The 20,380-nt window shown below is 44.4% G+C and carries 18 protein-coding genes; 12 read left to right on the top strand and 6 right to left on the bottom strand.

Annotated features, from left to right (window positions below):
• Nucleotide 1: 1 nt before the first annotated feature.
• The 3 genes from ACJ751_RS05455 to ACJ751_RS05445 all read right to left on the bottom strand — a co-directional run bounded on the left by ACJ751_RS05455 (nucleotide 2) and on the right by ACJ751_RS05445 (nucleotide 3,314).
• Nucleotides 2-544 carry an RNA polymerase sigma factor gene (locus ACJ751_RS05455; protein WP_407744364.1) on the bottom strand — a complete coding sequence of 181 codons (543 nt, stop codon included), beginning with the start codon at nucleotides 542-544 and terminating at the stop codon, nucleotides 2-4.
• A gap of 156 nt (nucleotides 545-700) precedes the next feature.
• On the bottom strand, nucleotides 701-2,098 hold the full coding sequence (dacB, locus tag ACJ751_RS05450) for a D-alanyl-D-alanine carboxypeptidase/D-alanyl-D-alanine-endopeptidase (protein WP_407744363.1): 1,398 nt from the start codon (nucleotides 2,096-2,098) through the stop codon (nucleotides 701-703).
• 76 nt (nucleotides 2,099-2,174) lie between these two features.
• On the bottom strand, nucleotides 2,175-3,314 hold the full coding sequence (locus ACJ751_RS05445) for a formimidoylglutamase (RefSeq protein ID WP_407744362.1): 1,140 nt from the start codon (nucleotides 3,312-3,314) through the stop codon (nucleotides 2,175-2,177).
• Nucleotides 3,315-3,429: 115 nt separating this feature from the next.
• Between ACJ751_RS05445 and ACJ751_RS05440 the strand changes: the two genes are divergently transcribed.
• From ACJ751_RS05440 to ACJ751_RS05415, 6 genes are all read left to right on the top strand, one after another.
• The gene (locus ACJ751_RS05440; protein WP_407744361.1) at nucleotides 3,430-4,461 is read left to right on the top strand and encodes a phenylalanine--tRNA ligase subunit alpha; all 1,032 of its coding nucleotides are present in this window, start codon (nucleotides 3,430-3,432) and stop codon (nucleotides 4,459-4,461) included.
• Nucleotides 4,462-4,546: 85 nt separating this feature from the next.
• Nucleotides 4,547-5,389 carry a 3-hydroxyacyl-CoA dehydrogenase family protein gene (locus ACJ751_RS05435; RefSeq protein ID WP_407744360.1) on the top strand — a complete coding sequence of 281 codons (843 nt, stop codon included), beginning with the start codon at nucleotides 4,547-4,549 and terminating at the stop codon, nucleotides 5,387-5,389.
• Nucleotides 5,390-5,449: 60 nt separating this feature from the next.
• The gene (locus ACJ751_RS05430; RefSeq protein WP_407744359.1) at nucleotides 5,450-6,448 is read left to right on the top strand and encodes an NAD-dependent epimerase/dehydratase family protein; all 999 of its coding nucleotides are present in this window, start codon (nucleotides 5,450-5,452) and stop codon (nucleotides 6,446-6,448) included.
• 180 nt (nucleotides 6,449-6,628) lie between these two features.
• Nucleotides 6,629-7,711, top strand: a complete 1,083-nt coding sequence (locus ACJ751_RS05425) for a carboxypeptidase-like regulatory domain-containing protein (RefSeq protein WP_407744358.1) — start codon at nucleotides 6,629-6,631, stop codon at nucleotides 7,709-7,711.
• A gap of 132 nt (nucleotides 7,712-7,843) precedes the next feature.
• Nucleotides 7,844-10,771 carry a histidine kinase gene (locus ACJ751_RS05420; protein ID WP_407744357.1) on the top strand — a complete coding sequence of 976 codons (2,928 nt, stop codon included), beginning with the start codon at nucleotides 7,844-7,846 and terminating at the stop codon, nucleotides 10,769-10,771.
• Nucleotides 10,734-11,477 carry a LytR/AlgR family response regulator transcription factor gene (locus tag ACJ751_RS05415; RefSeq protein ID WP_407744356.1) on the top strand — a complete coding sequence of 248 codons (744 nt, stop codon included), beginning with the start codon at nucleotides 10,734-10,736 and terminating at the stop codon, nucleotides 11,475-11,477. Before ACJ751_RS05420 ends, ACJ751_RS05415 begins: the two co-directional genes overlap by 38 nt.
• A gap of 172 nt (nucleotides 11,478-11,649) precedes the next feature.
• On the opposite strand, the gene ACJ751_RS05410 is transcribed toward ACJ751_RS05415, so the two are convergent.
• On the bottom strand, nucleotides 11,650-12,597 hold the full coding sequence (locus ACJ751_RS05410; protein ID WP_407744355.1) for a UDP-3-O-(3-hydroxymyristoyl)glucosamine N-acyltransferase: 948 nt from the start codon (nucleotides 12,595-12,597) through the stop codon (nucleotides 11,650-11,652).
• Between the two features lie 527 nt (nucleotides 12,598-13,124).
• Here ACJ751_RS05410 and ACJ751_RS05405 point away from each other — a divergent pair.
• The 5 genes from ACJ751_RS05405 (at nucleotide 13,125) to ACJ751_RS05385 (ending at nucleotide 17,020) form a co-directional block, all read left to right on the top strand.
• Entirely contained in the window at nucleotides 13,125-13,709 is a 585-nt protein-coding gene (locus ACJ751_RS05405; RefSeq protein WP_407744354.1) for a pseudouridine synthase, read from the top strand.
• A 140-nt stretch (nucleotides 13,710-13,849) separates the two neighbouring features.
• Nucleotides 13,850-14,725 carry a YicC/YloC family endoribonuclease gene (locus ACJ751_RS05400; RefSeq protein ID WP_407744353.1) on the top strand — a complete coding sequence of 292 codons (876 nt, stop codon included), beginning with the start codon at nucleotides 13,850-13,852 and terminating at the stop codon, nucleotides 14,723-14,725.
• Between the two features lie 97 nt (nucleotides 14,726-14,822).
• Nucleotides 14,823-15,317 carry a gliding motility lipoprotein GldH gene (locus ACJ751_RS05395; RefSeq protein ID WP_407744352.1) on the top strand — a complete coding sequence of 165 codons (495 nt, stop codon included), beginning with the start codon at nucleotides 14,823-14,825 and terminating at the stop codon, nucleotides 15,315-15,317.
• A gap of 19 nt (nucleotides 15,318-15,336) precedes the next feature.
• Nucleotides 15,337-16,326 (top strand): sensor histidine kinase, encoded by a 990-nt coding sequence (locus ACJ751_RS05390; protein ID WP_407744351.1) that lies wholly within the window; start codon nucleotides 15,337-15,339, stop codon nucleotides 16,324-16,326.
• Nucleotides 16,319-17,020: a response regulator transcription factor gene (locus ACJ751_RS05385; protein WP_407744350.1), complete on the top strand. Its 702-nt coding sequence runs from the start codon at nucleotides 16,319-16,321 to the stop codon at nucleotides 17,018-17,020. The genes ACJ751_RS05390 and ACJ751_RS05385 overlap by 8 nt, the downstream gene beginning before the upstream one ends.
• Nucleotides 17,021-17,235: 215 nt before the next feature.
• On the opposite strand, the gene ACJ751_RS05380 is transcribed toward ACJ751_RS05385, so the two are convergent.
• On the bottom strand, nucleotides 17,236-19,005 hold the full coding sequence (locus ACJ751_RS05380) for a BatD family protein (RefSeq protein ID WP_407744349.1): 1,770 nt from the start codon (nucleotides 19,003-19,005) through the stop codon (nucleotides 17,236-17,238).
• Nucleotides 19,006-19,254: 249 nt separating this feature from the next.
• Complete coding sequence (locus ACJ751_RS05375) at nucleotides 19,255-19,956, bottom strand: SDR family oxidoreductase (protein ID WP_407744348.1); 702 nt, start codon at nucleotides 19,954-19,956, stop codon at nucleotides 19,255-19,257.
• Between the two features lie 44 nt (nucleotides 19,957-20,000).
• On the opposite strand from ACJ751_RS05375, the gene ACJ751_RS05370 reads away from it, so the two are divergent.
• On the top strand, nucleotides 20,001-20,380 hold a 380-nt coding region (locus ACJ751_RS05370; protein ID WP_407744347.1), incomplete at its 3' end, for an HAD family hydrolase.

Raw genomic sequence — 20,380 nt, 5'->3', positions numbered from 1 at the left:
TTTACACTTGCAAGGTTTGTAATAATTTTTGCAGTTGTTTGCGAGCCTCGCTCAGGTGCCATTTACTGGTACCTTCACTAATGCCCAATAGGTTAGCAATTTCCCGATGATTATACCCTTCTACTACATACAGATTAAACACCGTTTGGGTAGCCGGTGATAACTTCTGTACGAGTAATAAAACCTCATGGGAAGACATTCGTTGTATGGCGTCTGCATCTATGGATGGCTCATCTACTTTCTCCAGTTCAATGTGCGTATGGAATTTGCTGCGCTGCCTTACAAAGTCAATAGAACAATTAATGATAATGGTCCTAACCCAGGTATACAAAGAAGCACGGCTCATATCATACGTATGAATGTTCTTGAATACCTTCAAAAAACCATTATGCAATACTTCTATTGCATCTTCCTGATTGCGGGTATATCGCAGGCAAATAGATGCCATGGGGCCGTAGAACTTCTTATACAAGTGTTCCTGGGCCTTGCGGTTGTTATTGATACAACCATTTATCAGTTCAATATCAGTAGCATTGGTGGACAATCAAGCCTGTTGTATGGTGTTGATCTAAAAAAACCTGAATGCTCTTTGAATGCTAAAATTCACTTTAGTTTAACGGCCAATTGCCAGTTGCTGATAATAATACGGAGTAGGGTAACCTTACGGTTGGGGAGAAAAAGAGAAAATTGGAAAACTTTGTTAATACCGGTCCCGGATCCCGTTCAAAAATGTCTCAACCCGTTTGCGGATATCGCTTGCGCTGCCGGTGTGGTTATTCACCAAAACCGAGAAAATCAGCAGCTTATTCTTTTTAGTATACAAATACCCGCTCAACGCTACAACGCCCGACAGGGTACCGGTCTTGGCAAATATATAATTACTATCCTGTTTGTACAAATTACTCAAAGTGCCCTTGCCGCCGGTAGGCAGTATGCCCTGCAGCCGCTTCATCCCTATCTCCTGCTTCATTTTCTGTAACAACACAACAAAGTCATTGGGAGTAAACAAGTTATAACGACTTAGCCCACTGCCATCCACCCAACGGGGCTTTTGGGGCAGCTCGCGCAGATCGGTTTTTAGCAAGGTATCAATGATCTTCCCGTCGTTCATTTCGCCCAGTTTTGCCTGGCTCACCATCAACAGCGTTTGTTCCGCAAAAAAGTTATCGCTGCGGTACATCATGGGTTGTAATAAAGAATCCAGGGGCTGCGAATGAAGGGTATTTAAGATGGCAGGCTGTTTTCTAAACACCTCCCTGTATTCAATTTGTTTACCAATTGTATCGGGTAGCAGTTCAATGGCCGATTGAATACCATGGGTCACAAAAGGCACATCCTGTTCTTTCTTCTTTTCGGTTCCCTCGGTGATCATAAACAGGTTCTCGGCCCGGTCGCGTTGTACAAAAAAAGCCTTACGCGTAATTCCGGCAAAACGCACTTTCCAGTTTATTTCGGGAATGGAATAAATTGAAGGGGTTTGACCTTCCTGGGCTTCATTACTAACGCCTTCGGCAATTTCCTGCACCCAGTGGATCGTATTACCATACACCGGCAGCGCGCTGCGCTCGGCCATATAGCTGTCATTATAATCGTTCCACGACCAGCCGGCGCCCAACGCTTCGTCTTTCCAATTGGTGTCGGTTATGTACAGGTGCTTTTTTGTTTTTTGCAGAAACTCAATAACCGGCTGCTTTTTGTAATCGGGATGCAATAAACTGGGATCGCCCGTTCCTAACAAATACAGGGCGGTGTCATTCTCCCAATAGCGAATGCCCGGCAGGCTGTCGCCCAGGTATTTCAGGGCCGCATAACAGCTGAACAATTTGGTGTTGGAAGCCGGAACAAAATACTTTTTACCGTTATGATTATAGAGGTATTTATTGGCCGATGCATCAAAAAGACTGATCCCCACATGCGCATGCTCCACGCTGCTGTCGGGAAACAGTTGTTTATTGGCTGCTTTGTTTATTTGGCGTTGAGTAGAGCAGGACGCAAGAAGCTGCAAGCCACAAGCTACAAGCCACAGGTTTTTAAAAACAGGATTGGATATTACAGAGAAGGAACGGCTATTAATACGTGATCTGCTTGTGTTGGTCATGTTGAAAATTAATTATTTATTCCGACAAGCAACTCGTATTGGTTTTCCATTTGCTGATTTTCACATTTTCTCATTTTCACATTTCCCTCTCCTGCGCCCTGAACCATCGTTCAGGTATTTCATTGCTGCTGGCCAGCAGGTAATCTTTGTACGAGCAGGCAATGTATTTTTTATCGGGCATTTGCATCCACCAGCGACCGGTTTTCTTGCTTTGTAAAAAAACCGTTTCTATTTCAGCAAAAGCCATGTGAAACTCGTTGAACGAATCCTTTTCTTCCATTTTGGCTTCGCGCTGGCCCCGGTAATAGCCATCAACCAGGTACCACAACATATGGCTGACCTGTTTGGCCGTCAATTGATTTTTATCCAGGTGGGGCGCATAACCATAAATACCAATGGTGTTTACATTGGCGCTTAACCCGGCATATTGCATCAGCACACAGGCTTCTTCGCCGGTTAACCCGTTGGGCGTAATATGATTGGCCGGGGCATAGGCGTTGGCAATGGCCGCAATATCAAAACTAAACAGTTGCGAACCACGGATCACCGGTTCCATTTCTTCAATATTATCCTTTACATGACCTACCCTGAAGCAATCAAAACGCAGCTTATCCATTGTTTCCAGCATATGCGGGTGCACATAATAACTTTGGAAACCGATATGATTATAATGCTTTATAAAATTGGGTTCGCCGGTGAGCATTTCCATTAAAAAATTCTGCGACCGGTTGCGCGATTCCATGCTCAGATCAATCAGCGAATCTACACAGGTAGCCTCTATGATCTGCTTCTTGCTGGTGTAGGAATGGTATTGCGCCAGGGTAAGATCGTGAGACCCGCCCAGGATCACCACCGTTTTGCCGGCGCTGGTTAATTCTGCCAGCACGGTTTTCAGGGCGGCATAGGTATCCTGCAACCCCGAACCCAGCATGATATTACCAATATCAACCAGGTTTACATCGGAATGCCAATGGTATAATGCATAAAACTGGCGGCGGATGGCGTCGGGTCCCGATACCCCGGGTTGTAAATGATTACCCCTTACCTCGTTGCAACCAAGCAGTACGATGTCGGCCGACCGCAGATCAGGGATCTCCTCATCTTCATACACCAGTATTTTTTTCCCTATCTGCCCGTCTTTGTAACCTTCATCTTCCGATAACATGTACCGGTTAACAGGTTGAAGAAAGTCGCCAATATTTAATGTATCCGACATAGGACGCAAGATAAGGAACAGGTTGATAAGTTAACTGGTTGACAAGGATTTCTGCGAAACTGCCTTGTCAACTTATCAACCTTTCAACTTTTCAACTTATGCCTATATTTGCGCCATGGATGAATTGTTACAACAAATAGCAGCATACAAGCAGGAAATTGAGAGCATCCCCACCAATGGCGCCGATTCCCTGGAGGCTTACCGTATTAAATTCCTGGGTACTAAGGGTATTGTAAAGAACCTTTTTACCGAAATGAGGAATGTGCCGGCCGATAAAAAGAAAGAATTCGGGTTGATCCTGAACGATTTCAAACAACTGGCCGAAGCCAAATACGAAACCTGGAAACAGCAACTGGAAGGCTCCGGCGATTCCCATGCAGCTGCCATCGATGTAACCCTTCCCGGCGATCCCCTGCCATTGGGCACCCGCCACCCCATTAACCTGTTCCTGAACCACGTGATCAGCATCTTCAACCGCCTCGGTTTTTCGGTAGCCGAAGGCCCTGAAATTGAAGACGACTGGCACAACTTCACCGCATTGAACCTGCCCGAGCACCATCCGGCCCGCGATATGCAGGATACTTTCTATATTCAGCAAAATCCCGACTGGCTGCTGCGTACTCATACCAGCAATACGCAGATCAGGGCTATGGAAAAAGGGCAGTTACCGATCCGCATTGTATGCCCCGGTCGTGTATACCGCAACGAAACCATCAGCGCCCGCAGCCATTGTTTCTTTCACCAGATCGAAGGATTATACATAGATGAAAATGTTTCCTTTGCCGACCTGAAACAAACTCTGTACTTCTTTGTACAGGAGATGTATGGCAAAGATGTAAAAGTGCGGTTCCGCCCCTCTTATTTCCCATTCACCGAACCCAGCGCCGAAATGGATATCACCTGTCTGTTGTGCGGCGGCGAAGGTTGCCCCGTGTGCAAACGTACCGGCTGGCTGGAGATCTTAGGTTGCGGTATGGTGCACCCGAAAGTGCTGGAGAACTGTAAGATCGACCCTGAAAAATACACCGGCTTTGCATTCGGGATGGGTATTGAACGCCCGGCCCTGCTCAAATACGGAATCAACGATATTCGTTTGTTCAGTGAAAACGACGTGCGGTTCCTGCGACAGTTTACCAGCGCTACTTAACCCAATAGGCAATAGACAACAGGCAATAAGCAATATTTAATTTTCAGCTTGCCCATTGTCAATTGCCCATTGCCAATTGACTACTATGGTTCAAACAATTTGCGTTTGCGGTGCAGGCACAATGGTCAGCGGAATTGCCCAGGCGGCCGCCCAGCATAATTTTCATGTAATACTGTATGATGTAAACGAAGGCATGCTCGACAAAGCCCGCTCGGCAATGGAAAGCAATCTGCATACCCTCGTGCAAAAAAACAAGCTCACTGCCGAAGCAAGCGCCGGCATCATGAGCCGCATAAAATTTGCTTCCGACACCAACGACTGCCTGGCCGACCTGGTTATTGAAGCCATTGTTGAAAAGCCGGAAATAAAAGTGAGTTTGTTCAACCAGCTGTCAGAAGTAAACCACAGCGATGTGGTTTTTGCTACCAATACATCTTCATTATCGGTTACAGATATTGCGAAAAAAGTGGTGAACCCCCAACGGGTAGCCGGCATGCATTTTTTTAACCCGGCCACCATCATGAAACTGGTTGAAGTAGTGGCCACGCCCTTCAGCAACCAGCAAACCATTGACATTATAACCCAAACAGCCCGGCAAATGAATAAAACCCCCGTGCTGTGCCAGGATGCCCCGGGTTTTATTGTAAACCATGTTGCCCGCCCTTACTATCTGGAAGCGCTGAAACTGGTTGAACAGGGAGTAACCGATTTTCATACCATCGATACCTTACTCGAAGCTTCGGGTTTTAAAATGGGTCCCTTCCGCCTCATGGACCTCATCGGCAACGATATCAATTATGCCGTCAGCTGCCAGGTGTACGATGCCCTGGGCAAACCCGACAGGCTGCAACCTTCCCCCATTCAAAAAGAAAAAGTTCAAAAAGGAGAACTGGGCCGTAAAAGCGGTATAGGATATTACGAATACTAGCTAATTATCGCCCTTCTTCATTGCAGAAAGGTTATCTTCGTGCCCTGTTAATTATTGCACTTGTTAACCAAAATACTCGTTACAGGCGGTACCGGATTTATTGGCGCCTACATTATTAAAGAACTGGTAGAAAAAGGGTATGCTGTACGGGCCATCCGCCATAGCAAGGCTACTCCTTTTTTTATGCCGGCGCACATCAACGACAAAGTTGAATGGGTGCCCGGTGATGTGCTCGATGTGGTGTCACTCGATGAGGCCATGGAGGGAACTGACGCCGTTATTCATGCCGCCGCCAAAGTATCGTTTCACGACTCCGACAGAAGAACGCTTAACAAGATCAATATTGACGGAACGGCTAACGTGGTGAACCTGGCGTTGGAAAAAGACATCAAACGCTTTGTGCACCTCAGCTCCGTAGCCGCCATCGGTCGCACCCTAAGCGGTGAAACCGTCAATGAAGAAAAAAAATGGCTGCCCGGTAAATGGCACACCACCTACGCCATCAGCAAATACCACGCTGAAGTGGAAGTATGGCGCGGCGCAGCCGAAGGACTGAACATGGTGATCGTAAACCCCAGCACGGTGCTGGGTTATGGCGACTGGAACTCTTCCAGCTGCGCCCTGTTCAAAAGCGTATACAGGGAATTTCCCTGGTTTACAAAGGGAATAAATGGATTTGTGGCGGTAACAGATGTAGCGCGGGCGGCCGTACTACTTATGGAAAGCGAATTAAGCAGCGAGCGGTTTATCGTTAACGGTGATAACTGGTCCTTTCAACAATTATTCAATACCATCGCCGACGGCCTGGGTAAAAAACACCCGCACAAAGAAGCAACGCCTTTTTTGGGCAACCTGGCCTGGCGCATGGAAAAGTTGAAAGCCATGATGTCGGGCAAAAAACCGCTGCTTACCCGTGAAAGCGCCCGCATTGCGCAAAGCGTTACCTACTTCGACAACAGTAAATTATTAAGATCCCTCCCCGGATTTTCATTTACGCCCCTGGAAAAAGCTATAAAAAAAGATTGTGAACAATACCTGGCCCATTTGCAATCGCTATAACCGGCCAAAACCGGTTATACATGCCCGCCCCTGCTAATATGTTAAAGAAATTTAACCTGGGACCGTTTGCAGAAGCCGGTTATCTCAATACTTTCACAGCCAGCCAAACGTTTTAATAATCACAGGCTGGTTGTATATTGGAAAATATTCATATCCATCTTTTGAAAAATACCATTGAAGATGAAACATTTAATGATCCTGCTGTTATCCATTACCTGTTATTCCGCTACCCTGGCACAGGAAAAAACATTTGTTGTTTTTGGAAAGGTAGTAGATGCAGAAACAAAGCAACCAATGGTCGGCGCCTCGGCCTATTGCCAAAGTACTACACAGGGAACTATTACCAATAACCAGGGATTATTTTTTATGCGCCTGCCTAATGGCGGTTACGACATGGTAGTAACCTATACCGGTTACGAAAAAAAGATCATGCGCATCAGCGCCAGCCAACCGGCCACCGACACCTTACAGATAGAACTGGCAAAAGAAAATAAATCATTATCAGAAGTGGCAGTAGTTGCCAGTACCGAAGACCCGGATGGCTTAAACAAATACGGTAAATTCTTTAACCAGAACTTTATCGGCAATTCGGGTAATTCAAACCAGTGCGCCATTGAAAATCCCCAGGCATTACACTTTTACTTTTCTAAAAAAAGGAACCGCCTGAAAATAATGGCCAAAGAAGACGTTATCGTCGTTAACTATGCCCTTGGATATAAGATCAGGTACCAGCTCGATTCCTTCAGCTACGATTATAACACCAATATCTCCTCCTACTCCGGTTCACCCCTGTTTCAGGAAATGGATAGTACGGAAGAAGTAAAAGCGCAATGGAAAAAGAACCGCGCACGAACTTATTTGGGTTCACGGATGCATTTTATGCGTTCTTTTTACGATAGCACCTTAAAACAGGACGGTTTTATTCTTGAAAAACTGAACGACGACCCCGAGACCGTAAAAGGCACCTTCATCACCAACCCTTATAACGAACAGGATTACCTGGTAGACAGCGGCGATGTGGAAGTAAGCTGGAACGGCCGTTACCGCATCAGTTACGACAAGGTATACCCCGATAAACAATTCCTCGAAGAATATAAATTACCGCCAACCACCCGCTTCCAGATCACGGTGCTGGACGTATCCAACGGATTTGTGATAGAAAAGAACGGCTACTTTTACGAGCAGAACGACGTAATTAATTCAGGCTACTGGGCCTGGAAAAAACTATCCGAACTGTTGCCTTACGATTATATATATCAATAAATACCTGTCAGGCGTACGCGTATTAATAAAATCTTTGCATTTTAAAATACCCGCCTAAAACCTTTTTTTATACCTTCAGTCGGAATTTCAAAACCGTAGGCGCGACCGGTGATGAAAGCAAACTGTTAGTCTATGACGACACCTGTTGTCATAGCGGTTGAACTTTCTATGATCACTAAACGCACCATTCAAACGCTTCTGCTTTTTACCGGTTTAGTAACTGCATGTACTTCCTATGCCCAGGAGTATAATTATATTCATTATGATGTAAAGGACGGATTAGCCGGTTCTACCATCTACGACCTCTGCCAGGATAAAGACGGGTTTATCTGGTTTGCAACAGAAGCCGGTATCAGCCGTTTCGATGGCACCCATTTCAAAAACTTCACTACCAGCGACGGGCTGCCAGAAACAGAGATCCTAAAACTTTTTGCCGACTCAAAAGGCAGAATATGGATGGCCCCTTTCAAAAACACTGTCTGTTACTATTACAACGGAAAAATTCACAACCAGGAAAATGATCCTGTGCTGAAAAAGATCAACCTCTCCGCTGTGATAGGCTTTTTTCGAGAAAGCAGCGATCAGGATGTTGGGTTTTATGCATATAATTCCTTCACCGTTGTGAGCGCCAACAATACCATTACCCAATACAAAAGCAATGAAAGCAGCGGTGCGCTGCTGCGGCCTAACCCGCATGGCAAAGGATTTCAATTAAACATCGACGACTCGTGCTATGTGGTGGCCAATGGGAAAATGATCCCCGTTCCCTGTGCAAATGTTGGATCCATGAACATCGATCCAAAACTTAATAAGGTAAAAGCCGGCTTAAAAATTACGGCCGAAGACTATGATCCCGGTTATAACCATGTATTGTTTACCAATACCTGGTACGGCAGCTACATGGTTGACACGGTAACTTTCGACCATTACGAAGAACCGTTCCTTAAGGGAAAGCAGATCAGCCATGCGCTGGTTGACAGTGAAAAGAACATCTGGTTTGCCACCCTGGGCGAAGGCGTATACAAACTGGCGTCGCGGGAATTTAAAACCCATTTTTTCTGTGAGAACAAGTCGCAGGAGATCTTTTCGCTGGCTAAGATAAACGGCAAAATATACGCAGGTACTGCATTCGGAAAAATATACCTGTTGCATGGAAAGGTCATTGACACCATCAATGCCAATAAAGAGTTTAATACCTCCTTATACTATGGCAGCACTAACCGCGTAACCTGTCTGCAACAATTAAAAGATGGTTCCCTGCTGATGGGTTCCGATGGGCTGTTGGTTAAAAAAACCAGCAAGGGTACTGTATTCAACACCCGCATTTATGCCATAAAATCAATTGAAGAATTAGCCAATGGGATGGTATTGGTGGGTACAGCCAAAAGGGCCCTGTTGCTACATCCCAACGATCTGTCTATACAAGATACCATTTTTCCCAGCCGTACTACCTGTGTGTGTTTCTATAACAACAATTACTACATCGGAACGGTAAACGGATTGTATGTTGCGAACCTTAATAATCAGGTGCGCTATTTGGGCGATTCCGTTCCTTCGTTACGGCAACGCATCAGTTATTTTTGTAAATCGCCCGATGGCCTGTTGTACATTGCTACGTATGGCGCCGGTATCATATGTATGAAAAACGACCAGGTGGTGAACCAGATTACCACCCAGGAAGGTATTTCAAGTAATATCTGCAGAACCCTGTTTATAAATAATGATTTCCTGTGGGCAGGTACCGACAAAGGGCTGAATAAGATCAACATCAGTCAAACGCCTTATCCGGTTACAACCTATAGCACTTCCGATGGTTTGCCCACAAATATTATTAATGCAGTATACGTTGATAGCAATATCATTTATGCCGGTTCCCCCGCCGGTGTTACCTGGTTCAATGAAACCAAAACAGGCCATTACTCAAAATGCAATTTGCGTATCCTCGATATTTCGGTAGGAAATAAATCCCAGCCCCTGAAAGATAATTACCGGTTGGGTTACCAGGAAAACAGCTTGAAAATTTCTTATGCAGGCATCTCCTTTAAATCGGGTGGCAATATCTGGTACCGGTACCGGTTAAAAGGCCTCACCGATACCTGGGATTCAACCCTGCAAAACGTGTTGGAATATCCATCCCTGCCACCTGGCAATTACGAGTTTGAACTGATTGCCATAAACAAAAAAGGCATTGTGAGTGATCCGGTAAAGATTGCCTTTATTGTAGATGCGCCCTTCTGGCAAACTTTGCCCTTCCAGATCCTGTTCATTGCCGTGGTTATTTTAATCACCTGGCTGCTGGTGGCGTGGCGGTTTAGTATACTGCGTAGAAAAGAACAGGAAAAAACATCCGTACAGCAAAAACTGAACGAACTGGAACAAATGGCCCTGCGGGCGCAAATGAACCCGCATTTTATTTTTAACTGCCTCAATAGTATACAAAATTTTATAATAACAAACGACCTGGAGTCAACCAACCAGTACCTGACTGAATTTGCCCAGCTCATCAGGCAAACGCTCGACAATTCGGAAAAAAGCACCATTTCAATTACCAACGAAATAAAATACCTAAAGCGATACCTTGAAATGGAGATGATGCGTTTTGGCCATTCCTTCAAGTATACTGTAGGGGTTGATGCTGCACTCGACCCCGATATGGAACATATACCAACTATGATACTGCAACCTTATATCGAGAACAGCATCAGGCATGGTATCAGGTATAAAGAAAGCGGCGTTGGTACTATTGATATAAAGTTTCAAAAAATCAGCGAAGGGTTCCTGTGCATTATCCAGGACAATGGCATCGGAAGAAAAAAAGCCAGTGAATACAAATCAAAAATGCATGTTGAATACCAGTCGAAAGGCATGTCATTGACCGCCGAAAGAATAAATATTTTAAATCGCCAATTATCTGAACCCATTACGATAGAAATAAATGACCTCACGGATGCACATAATCAAGCCACAGGCACCCGGATCACGTTGCGTTTTCCCTATACGATTACATTTAAACCTGTGAAAAATGATACGAACCATTATAATAGACGACGAACCCAATAACATTGAAGCGCTCAAACAGCTGTTGATCAAATACTGTCCGCTTGCAGAACTGATCGGAGTGGCCGAGAACATCCGTACCGGCCAGGCCCTTATTTTACAAACCAAACCCGACCTGGTTTTTCTTGATATTGAAATGCCATTTGGCAATGCCTTTGAACTGCTCAACAACCTGTCGCCGGTTAACTTTGAGATCATCTTTGTAACGGCCTTCGATAACTATGCCATCAATGCCATAAAATATTCTGCGCTGGATTATTTGTTAAAGCCGGTGAATATAAAAGATCTGCAGGCAGCCGTTTACAAAGCAGCCGATCGTATTAAAACAAAAAATATTACCAGCAAAATAGATACCTTGATGTATAACCTGTCGGTAAACAAACCTGTTTTGCAAAAAGTAGCCCTTCCTACCCTCGATGGATTGGTTTTTGTAAATATCAATGAACTGGTTTGGCTGGAAGCAAGAGGCAGTTATACGTTTGTGTATATGCAGGACCAGCAAAAAATAATGGTTTCGCGCACGTTAAAGGAGTTTGAGGACATTCTTCCCTTTGAAAACTTTAGCCGTGTGCATCAATCGTACATTATCAATCACTTTTTTATAAAAAAATATAACAGAGGCCGGGGGGGAACCATTGAAATGGAAGACGGTACTACTATTGAAGTGTCTATGCGCAAGAAGGATGAGTTTCTGTCGAAGTTTAAATAAACAGTGAGGCTGCAGAAGCAGGAGAAAAATGAGTTGAAAAGTTAACAGGTTGACGTGTTGACAAGGTATAATGCTAATAATTGACTTGTTAACCTGTCAACTTTTCAACCTGTCAACTCTTACTTCCTACTTCTTACTTCAGCCACTTAAAAAACGAAAATATTCACCTGAATTACTTAGCTCCTTTTATCTTTTCCCAGATCTCCGGGATCCGTTTCACCCAAACCAGTTCCCGTTTTTTAATACTGGCATCTTCAGCCGGTGAACCAAAATAAACTTTACCACCTTCCAGGGTGCCGCCTACACCGCTTTGCGCCAGTACAACCGCGTTATCACCTATAGATAAGGTTTTAGACACGCCTACCTGACCCCAAAGAATAACACCATTACCAAGCGTTGTAGCGCCCGCTATACCAACCTGTGCAGCCAGCAAACAGTTTACACCTAAAACCGTATCGTGACCAATGTGAACCATATTATCGAGTTTGCTGCCCCGGCCAATACGGGTATCGTGCGATACCCCCCGATCGATGGTGCAACCGGCACCGATCTCCACATCACTTTCAATAACTACCCTTCCACAACTTTCCATTTTCTTGTACCACACCGCCCGGTCCTTCCTGGTATTGTAATAAAAAGCATCCGATCCTATAACTGTGCCGGCCTGAATGATAACATTATCGCCAATAACGCAGTGATCCATTATGGTAACGTTGGGACCAATAAAACAATCCTTTCCAATACTTACTTCATGGCCAATATAAACGTTAGGCGCTATATATGAACCTTCTCCGATGGTTGCCGAATCGCTGACAGGCTTAACAGCGGGTTTAAAGGGTCGAAAGTGACGTACTATGGTTTGATAAGCTTCGAATGGATTATCAACGATCAGCAATGCTTTCCCTTCAGGACACTCGGTTTTTTGATTTATGATAATAAAAGTGGCTTCTGAATGCAAACACTTGTTGTAATATTTGGGATGATCAACGAAAACCAGGTCGCCTGGTTCTACCTTATGGATCTCATTGATACCAGTAGCCATTCCTTCTGTATTGCCAGCAAGCTCAGCACCAATCAAATTGGCTATCCATTTAACCGAAACAGGAGCAGGAAATTTCATAACCGATTAATTTTCGCAAAAGTAACGCACGATCAGCACACCGATGGGGTATTTCCTTTCAGTTTCATGTTTTATGATATATTATGACCGCCTTTTAACCTTTTCAATGATCTTTTTGCCAAAAAGTAAATTACAGTTACCAGCTCGATCAATGGATTTTTTTACTGTGATGCATGTATAATCTGATGGTGAAGTAAACATGCAATAAACAACACGTGTTGTTATCACTCAACATACCACATAACATACAACCCGCTGCCAGCGCCTGTTTCAGCTGATGTAAAAAATCAAAACAAGGAAGCGTATAGCATCCTGTTGATATAAAAACATGTTCAACATTGCACATAACGATGAAATAAGCCTTCGCTTTTCCCCATTACATAAAAAAAATGTGAATAAAATTTATTAGAATATTTTTTCAGATAGAAAAAATTATTTTTAATATTGTGGAGGGAAATTTATTTCCCGGTACTTACTAACCCATCCATATAATAAATCTCCCGGTTCACCGGGAGATTTTCATTTGTATGCATCGCTATTTTATTATCTATAAGCCATTCCAGGTATTATCACAATTCACTTCTGAAGAAGGAAAACATACATTGAAAACATTTTTCAATGTGCCTGCAGATGTATATCCGGTAGGCCGGTTAGATTATGACAGTGAAGGAATATTGATACTTACCAATGATACTTCGTTAAATCATCGCCTGTTGAATCCTTCCTTTGCACACGAACGGGAATATTGGGTGCAGGTTGATGGTGATATACATGATAAAGCAATACAGCAATTACAAACCGGCGTTACAATAACCATTAACGGGTCAAAATACCGCACCCGGCCCTGTAAGGCAACGCGTTTTACCAACACACCGCCGGTGCCCGAACGCAATCCACCCATTCGTTATCGAAAAGAGATCCCTACCAGTTGGATTAAACTGGTATTAACAGAAGGAAAGAACCGCCAGGTTCGAAAAATGACAGCCCAAACCGGCTTTCCTACCCTTCGGTTGATCCGTTATCGTATTGAAGGCATCACATTGGAAGGTTTATTACCCGGTGAAATGCGTGAAATGAATAAAAATGACATCTATACCCGATTGTTCGGGTAAGGCACCGATAATTATATTCCGGGACGCCCCGGGTTTTATCGGCCTGCCTGAATTTCAAGGCTTGCGCCTTGCTTTACACGCCGGAGCTTTAGCGTAGACGTGTGCCTTTATTTCATTACCTTGCTAAAAAAAGGTACGTTATGTTGAAATCAATGACCGGCTTTGGAAGAAGTGAACAAACCGTGGGAGATAAAACCTTCCTGGTTGATATTAAATCACTGAATGGAAAACAATTTGAACTATCCTTAAAGATCCCGGCTTTCCTGAAGCCTTTTGAGTTTGATATCCGATCGTTGTTATCTAAAAAACTCGGAAGAGGTACCATCGATTGTACCATCAGCCTTAAGGAAAGCGGCGCCGCCAAACCCGTAAGCATAAATACCGACCTGGCTAAAGCCTATTATCAACCCATTGCTGAATTATCGAAGGCATTGAACCTCGATCCCTCTCATATCTTAAGCACTCTTATTAAATTACCTGAAGTTATCACGCCTACCGGTGATACCCTAACCGACGATGAATGGGCGCAATTTGAAAGGGTAATTGAAGCCGCTATGGCCAATCTTACCACCCATCGCCTTCAGGAAGGTAAAATAATGGAAGCCGACCTGCTGTTGCGTATAAACAATATTCAAAAGCAACAGGACATCATTGCTACCCTGGAGCCTTTACGTAAAACAAAGATCAAAGAAGGCTTAACCAAAGTGCTGGAAGACAATGTGGGGAAAGAAAACTACGATCCCAACCGCCTGGAACAGGAGTTGATCTACTACATTGAAAAAATTGACCTCAGTGAAGAGCAGGTACGCCTGCAAACCCATTGCGAATATTTTAAAACCATTCTAAGCGAACCTGAAGAAGGAAAAGGCAAAAAGTTATCATTTGTGTTGCAGGAAATAGGCCGTGAAATAAATACCACCGGCGCCAAAGCCTACGATTCCACTATTCAGAAATGTGTGGTGCTAATGAAAGACGAACTGGAAAAAGCAAAAGAACAGGTATTGAACGTACTATAACCAGGTGCCGGTTCCCGGCTACCGGTTAACCGGGAACCGGCGACCTGAACAACAAACCATATTTTGTTTCGTTCCTATCTTTGTAAAAATATTTCGCTTGAAAAAGAGGTTCCTTACTTATAGTTCGTACGTCCTGGTTCTTACATCCTTCTTCCTGCTTTCCGCCTGTGGTAAGGTAGATGTGTTTGAAAAAAACGCCACCATCCCCCAACAGTCCTGGAGCAGCAACTACAAGCCGGAAATAACCTTCACTATACAACCCGAGGATACCATCAACCGGTATAATATTTATATCGTTATCCGGCATACAGATGCTTACCGCTATAAAAACATCTGGCTCAATATACAAACCGAATCACCCGGCGGCGTTACCAATAACCAGCCCCTGAACCTGCAACTGGCTACCGATAACAAAGGTTGGCTGGGCAGTGGTATGGACGATATTTTTGAACACCGTATCCAGATTACCCCGCCGCAAAATCCTGAACGGCTAAGCGCAGGTACTTATCGCTTTAAACTGGAAAACATTATGCGGGAAGACCCCCTGAAGAACGTAATGAATGTTGGTATCCGGCTCGAAAAAGCTCAATAGGTATTCATCAATTGGCCCCATGGACGTATTTACAAAAAAGCGATTGGCTATTGCCAGTATTGTATACTGGTTATTGCTGTGTTACATAGTAGTAGCGCTGGTATGGTGGTTTATTGCCCTGCAACGGCAAAATCATCAAATGATCAGCTATAAGATGAGTGAACTGAAAATGGATGATCCCTCCTTTCAGGCCAAATACCAGTTAATGGTTCAGGAAAAACAAATCAAAGAGATCCGTAACATTGGCGAAGGGTCTATTTTCCTGGTGGTGATCCTGATCGCTTCCATCTTTGTTTATCAGGCCGTGCGCCGCCAGATCCGTTTACAAAACCAGCAGGAAAACTTTATGATGGCCATAACGCATGAGTTAAAAACACCCATCGCTATTGCCAAACTGAACCTGGAAACCCTGCTGAAATATTCCCTGCCCGAAGAAAAGAAACAAAAAATGCTGCAGGCCACCCTGCAGGAAACCAACCGGCTGAATACCCTGGCCAGCAACATCCTGGTTTCGTCGCAACTCGAAGGCGGCCGCTACCGCATCACAAAAGAAGAACTGGACTTGTCAGACCTGGTAAAAACAGCCTATAACGACTTTCACCACCGCTTTGCCGACAGGCAATTTCACAGCGAAATAGAACCGGAAATAGATATCGACGGTGATCCCTTACTGTTACAGATCCTGGTAAACAACCTGATTGAAAATGCCATCAAATATTCCCCCAAAGAAGGCATTATCACCTGTAAACTCACTCAAAAGAACAGGACCATCCTGTTCCAGGTACTCGATGAGGGCGCCGGAATACCCGACGATGAAAAGAAACGGGTGTTTGAAAAGTTTTACCGCATAGGCAACGAAACCACCCGTACCACCAAAGGCACCGGTTTGGGACTCTACCTTTGTAAAAAGATTGTAGAAGATCATCATGGACACATTAAGGTGGCTGATAATTTACCAAGAGGCAGTAATTTTATGGTAAGTTTTACTGTAAAACACGCCCATGAGTAATAAACCATCCATATTATTGGTTGAAGACGAAGAAAATCTGCACGAAGCATTAAAGCTGAACCTTGAACTGGAGCAGTATGAAATTACTTCTGCTTATACCGGTAGTGAGGCCCTGCAAAAGATCCAAAGCGAATATTTCGACCTGATCATACTGGATGTAATGCTGCCCGATGTAGATGGCATCAGTGTAACCGAAACCATTCGCGTTCAAAATAACCATGTGCCCATTCTCATCCTCAGCGCCAAGGACACCAGCTCTGACCGGGTACTGGGGTTAAAAAAAGGCGCCGATGATTATCTTACCAAGCCTTTTAACCTCGAAGAGCTGTTACTGCGGGTACAGAAACTCATTGACAAGAATAAAAAAATGCAGGACAAGGACACCGTAGGTGATACCTATCAGTTTGGTGGCCATACCATTGATTTTAATGCCCAGGAAGCGCTTACAAAGGAAGGACAACGCATTCAGCTCAGTAAAAAAGAAGCCATGCTGCTGAAGCTGTTATTCGAAAACAAGAACGATGTGGTGCCAAGAGAAAAGATCCTGCAAACGGTTTGGGGCTACAACGTATATCCCACTACCCGCACCATCGATAACTTCATATTGAACTTTCGTAAATATTTCGAGCATGATAGCCGCAATCCCCGTTACTTTCATTCCGTGCGTGGGGTTGGTTATAAGTATACAGAATAGTTGACCAGTTGACGAGTTGACCAGTTAACAAGTTGGGTTTTAAGTGAGGTGATTTTGGTAAGAAGTGGTTGGTTGATAGGGTTGACGAAGTTGATATAGTTGATGAGGGACGAAAGATGAAACAAGAGAAAGAAGAAAACTGTGAGGAGGATACTTGGCCGCGAGTCCTTTGCCATTTCACGTTTGCCGTTTCACCATTGTCGACAGCCGATCCATCACCCTTTCATCTCCATCAATTCCTTCAATAACCCCTCGGCTTTATTCATGAGGGCTTCCATACTTTTAATGGATTGATCGGGCGTATACAATGCCCATTCGCATTCATCGAGCACAGCCGAAAAGTTGCGGATGGTATCGGCGGGCACACCTTTTTCAGCCAATAGCTGAGTAGTGTGGTACTTATTCAGTTTTGAAGGCAATACCTGCCAGGTATCTCTTACAGTTTGCCAAAGCGCCTGTTGCACTTCCCGGTAAAAGATCTGTTGTTGATTCAGCTGGAATGCCAGCTTTGCACTTTTCAGCAAATCCGTAACTTTTTGTTGAGGGGTGAGTATTTCTTTCACAGGCGCAGACGCAACGGCCTTTGCTTTTTCCTTCTTTTTTGATTTGCGTAAAGAAACAACCTGGTAACCAATAGCCGCGATTATTGCCAGTATAATCAAACTAAAATAGTAAAACTTCGGTTCAATGCCCGATCCCTGGTCAGCAACAAGACCTGCGTTACCAAACACCTTTTTTACCCCCGGCAACACATGCATGGTAATGGAACCGCTGGTAGCCGTTTTGTATTTATTTTCTTTCGGATCGTAATAAGGCATGTGCACCACGGGAATTACATAATCACCGGTATCGGGTGCGGCAAAGGAATATTCAAATGTTTTGGAACCGCTTAATGGGAAAACATATTTATTGATATTTTCTTTTACGGATGGGGCTGCCGTATCAACGCCTGCGGGCCAGTTTATAACCGGGGGCGTAAGTAACGACAGGTTACCACTACCGCTTACTGTTACCTGAATTTTTACCAGGTCGCCCGCATGTATAGGATCAGCAGGTGCTTTAACTGCCAGGGTAAATTGCCCAACGGCGCCCGAAAAATCAGCAGGTTGATTGGCCGTAGGCAACGGCTTTACCTTAATGGTTACCGGCGCCGTGCGTAAAATAGTGCGGTGGTCCACAGCCATAGGATACATAGGCGTGGCATTCAGGTTATTCATGGAAGGTGGGGACTTTTTGTTGGCCGGTTCATTCGTTTTTACAAAGTGAACCATACTCTCTACTTCGGCGGGGTCAAGCGTGTAAGTGCCTTCCTGCAGGGGAAACAACTGTACCTTACGTACCAGGTTGGTAAAATAAGAGTGGCCATTCAGTTTTTCGATAACAGCTTTGCCATCGTAAGCATCTACCATTTCCATAACACTAAAACCGGTTAGGGAAGGCCGTTTTACCACCTGTGAATTGGCGTTCAGGCGCGAATACAATTTATAAACAGCTTCCAGGGGTTCACCCACATAGCAGCTGTTCTTGCTGGTTTCTACCCGCAGAAACAGGTTCTTCTCTATTTTATCATTTATATTATCACCCGGATGCAACAGGGATTCTTCTTCCGTATCAAGATCATCGAGATTAATGTTGTTCAACCCTAGCAAACCACCGCCCATTACAGCCACCGGCACCGCATTGGAATGCATTTGTTTGCCATTAATGATAGCACTGGCGCCAGGCACCGTAAACTTTCCTTTTTTCGAGGCCATCAACACAATTATTTTGGAATAGGTATCAAGCGCCTGGCCCTGTCCAAAACTGCTTGTGCTGTAATCGAACATTTCAGCTACTTCAAAATCTTTAAACCGGGGCACCACAAACTGCCTGATGCTGTTGGCACCTTCCACAACATATTGTACCTGGAAAGTTTGATGCTGGTCAATGGGCGATTCGCTCACCATGGTATAAAACTTTACCTGCGCCATCAATGACCCGCTCAACTGGCAGCAAAAAAGCCCCGCTAAAATGATATGTAGAAATTTCCTGATGCTTTTTGTTTTACTATTTGCCTTAACTCCTGTAACAAATATAGATTTTGCCGGTTTAGGCTGGTGATAATGTTAGCGTTAAAGGCGAGTTAAACCAATTGGCAATAGACAATCGGTAATTGGCAAGGTTGAGTGGTAAGCAATTGGCAATCAGCAATTGACAAGGTCAATAGTAATGTCTATTTGCCTATTGCCCATTGACTACAAATCGCCCAATTGTGGACGTAATATAATTTCTTCCACACAGGCCTGTGGCGATAACTGTGCGGCAGCATAGATCATCTTTGCAATATCACTGGCTTCCATAATACGTTTGGGATCAACCCCACTTCCGGCCCATGAATCGGTCATGGCAGCACCCGGATAAACAGTCGTAACCTTTATGCCAAAAGGCTTCATTTCTTCACGGAGGTTGGTAGAAAAACCGGCCAGCGCATATTTGCTGATGCTATAAGCGCCGCCATTCGCATACGCCTTAAACGAAGCAATGGAACACATGTTAAAGATGTGGCCGCTCTTTTGAGCGATCATATGATCGATCACCGACCGGGTTACATGGTAAGCACTGTATAAATTCACCGCCATCATATGTTCCAAGGTACCCTCGGCTTCATTGTAAACACTGCCAGGATCAAACAACCCCGCATTATTCACCAACACATCCACAGGCAACTTCAAACCCAATACCCACTGACCAAAAGCCTGCGCCTGTTCCTTTATGGAAATATCAAATGCTTTGGCTTTCACTGTAATGGCAGGGTAAACGGTCATAAATTCCTGCACGGCATTGTACAAAGCCACTTCATTTCGGGATGTTAAAACAAGATTGTGTCCGTTTTGCGCAAACACATGGGCAATGGCATTGCCAAATCCTCTTGATGCTCCGGTTATTATAACATTCATAATTGCTAAATTAATTACAAAACACATATTTTGTAACTTGCGGAATGAAGTACCGGCATATCTTTTTCGACCTCGACCATACACTCTGGGATTTTGATGCCAATAGCCGCCAAACCCTCGAAGACCTGTACCTTTCCTTCGAATTACAAACAAGAGGCGTTCATAGTTTCGATAGCTTTTTTGAACACTATACGGCGCACAATGAAAAGTTGTGGGACCGCTTCAGAAAGGGTTTTATAAAAATGGACGACCTGCGCTGGAAACGTATGTGGCTCACCCTGCTCGAATTTAAAATAGGCGAAGAAAAACTGGCGCGGGAGATGGCCACCCGTTTTCTCGATCTGTTGCCTACCCGCAAATTATTATTCCCCTATACGGTTGAAATACTCACTTATCTCACCAATAAAGGATACCGGTTGCATTT

The organism is Niastella sp., from assembly GCF_045805085.1.
Lineage (GTDB): Bacteria > Bacteroidota > Bacteroidia > Chitinophagales > Chitinophagaceae > Niastella.
This window is presented reverse-complemented; position numbering and strand designations above follow the sequence as displayed.

Excerpts from the sequence above, each read along its gene's own strand:
- dacB (WP_407744363.1), bottom strand. The coding sequence starts at position 2,098 with ATGACCAACACAAGCAGATCACGTATTAATAGCCGTTCCTTCTCTGTA.
- ACJ751_RS05445 (WP_407744362.1), bottom strand. The coding sequence starts at position 3,314 with ATGTCGGATACATTAAATATTGGCGACTTTCTTCAACCTGTTAACCGG.
- ACJ751_RS05440 (WP_407744361.1), top strand. The coding sequence starts at position 3,430 with ATGGATGAATTGTTACAACAAATAGCAGCATACAAGCAGGAAATTGAG.
- ACJ751_RS05435 (WP_407744360.1), top strand. The coding sequence starts at position 4,547 with ATGGTTCAAACAATTTGCGTTTGCGGTGCAGGCACAATGGTCAGCGGA.
- ACJ751_RS05425 (WP_407744358.1), top strand. The coding sequence starts at position 6,629 with ATGAAACATTTAATGATCCTGCTGTTATCCATTACCTGTTATTCCGCT.
- ACJ751_RS05420 (WP_407744357.1), top strand. The coding sequence starts at position 7,844 with ATGACGACACCTGTTGTCATAGCGGTTGAACTTTCTATGATCACTAAA.
- ACJ751_RS05415 (WP_407744356.1), top strand. The coding sequence starts at position 10,734 with ATGATACGAACCATTATAATAGACGACGAACCCAATAACATTGAAGCG.
- ACJ751_RS05410 (WP_407744355.1), bottom strand. The coding sequence starts at position 12,597 with ATGAAATTTCCTGCTCCTGTTTCGGTTAAATGGATAGCCAATTTGATT.
- ACJ751_RS05405 (WP_407744354.1), top strand. The coding sequence starts at position 13,125 with ATGCATCGCTATTTTATTATCTATAAGCCATTCCAGGTATTATCACAA.
- ACJ751_RS05400 (WP_407744353.1), top strand. The coding sequence starts at position 13,850 with ATGTTGAAATCAATGACCGGCTTTGGAAGAAGTGAACAAACCGTGGGA.
- ACJ751_RS05390 (WP_407744351.1), top strand. The coding sequence starts at position 15,337 with ATGGACGTATTTACAAAAAAGCGATTGGCTATTGCCAGTATTGTATAC.
- ACJ751_RS05385 (WP_407744350.1), top strand. The coding sequence starts at position 16,319 with ATGAGTAATAAACCATCCATATTATTGGTTGAAGACGAAGAAAATCTG.
- ACJ751_RS05375 (WP_407744348.1), bottom strand. The coding sequence starts at position 19,956 with ATGAATGTTATAATAACCGGAGCATCAAGAGGATTTGGCAATGCCATT.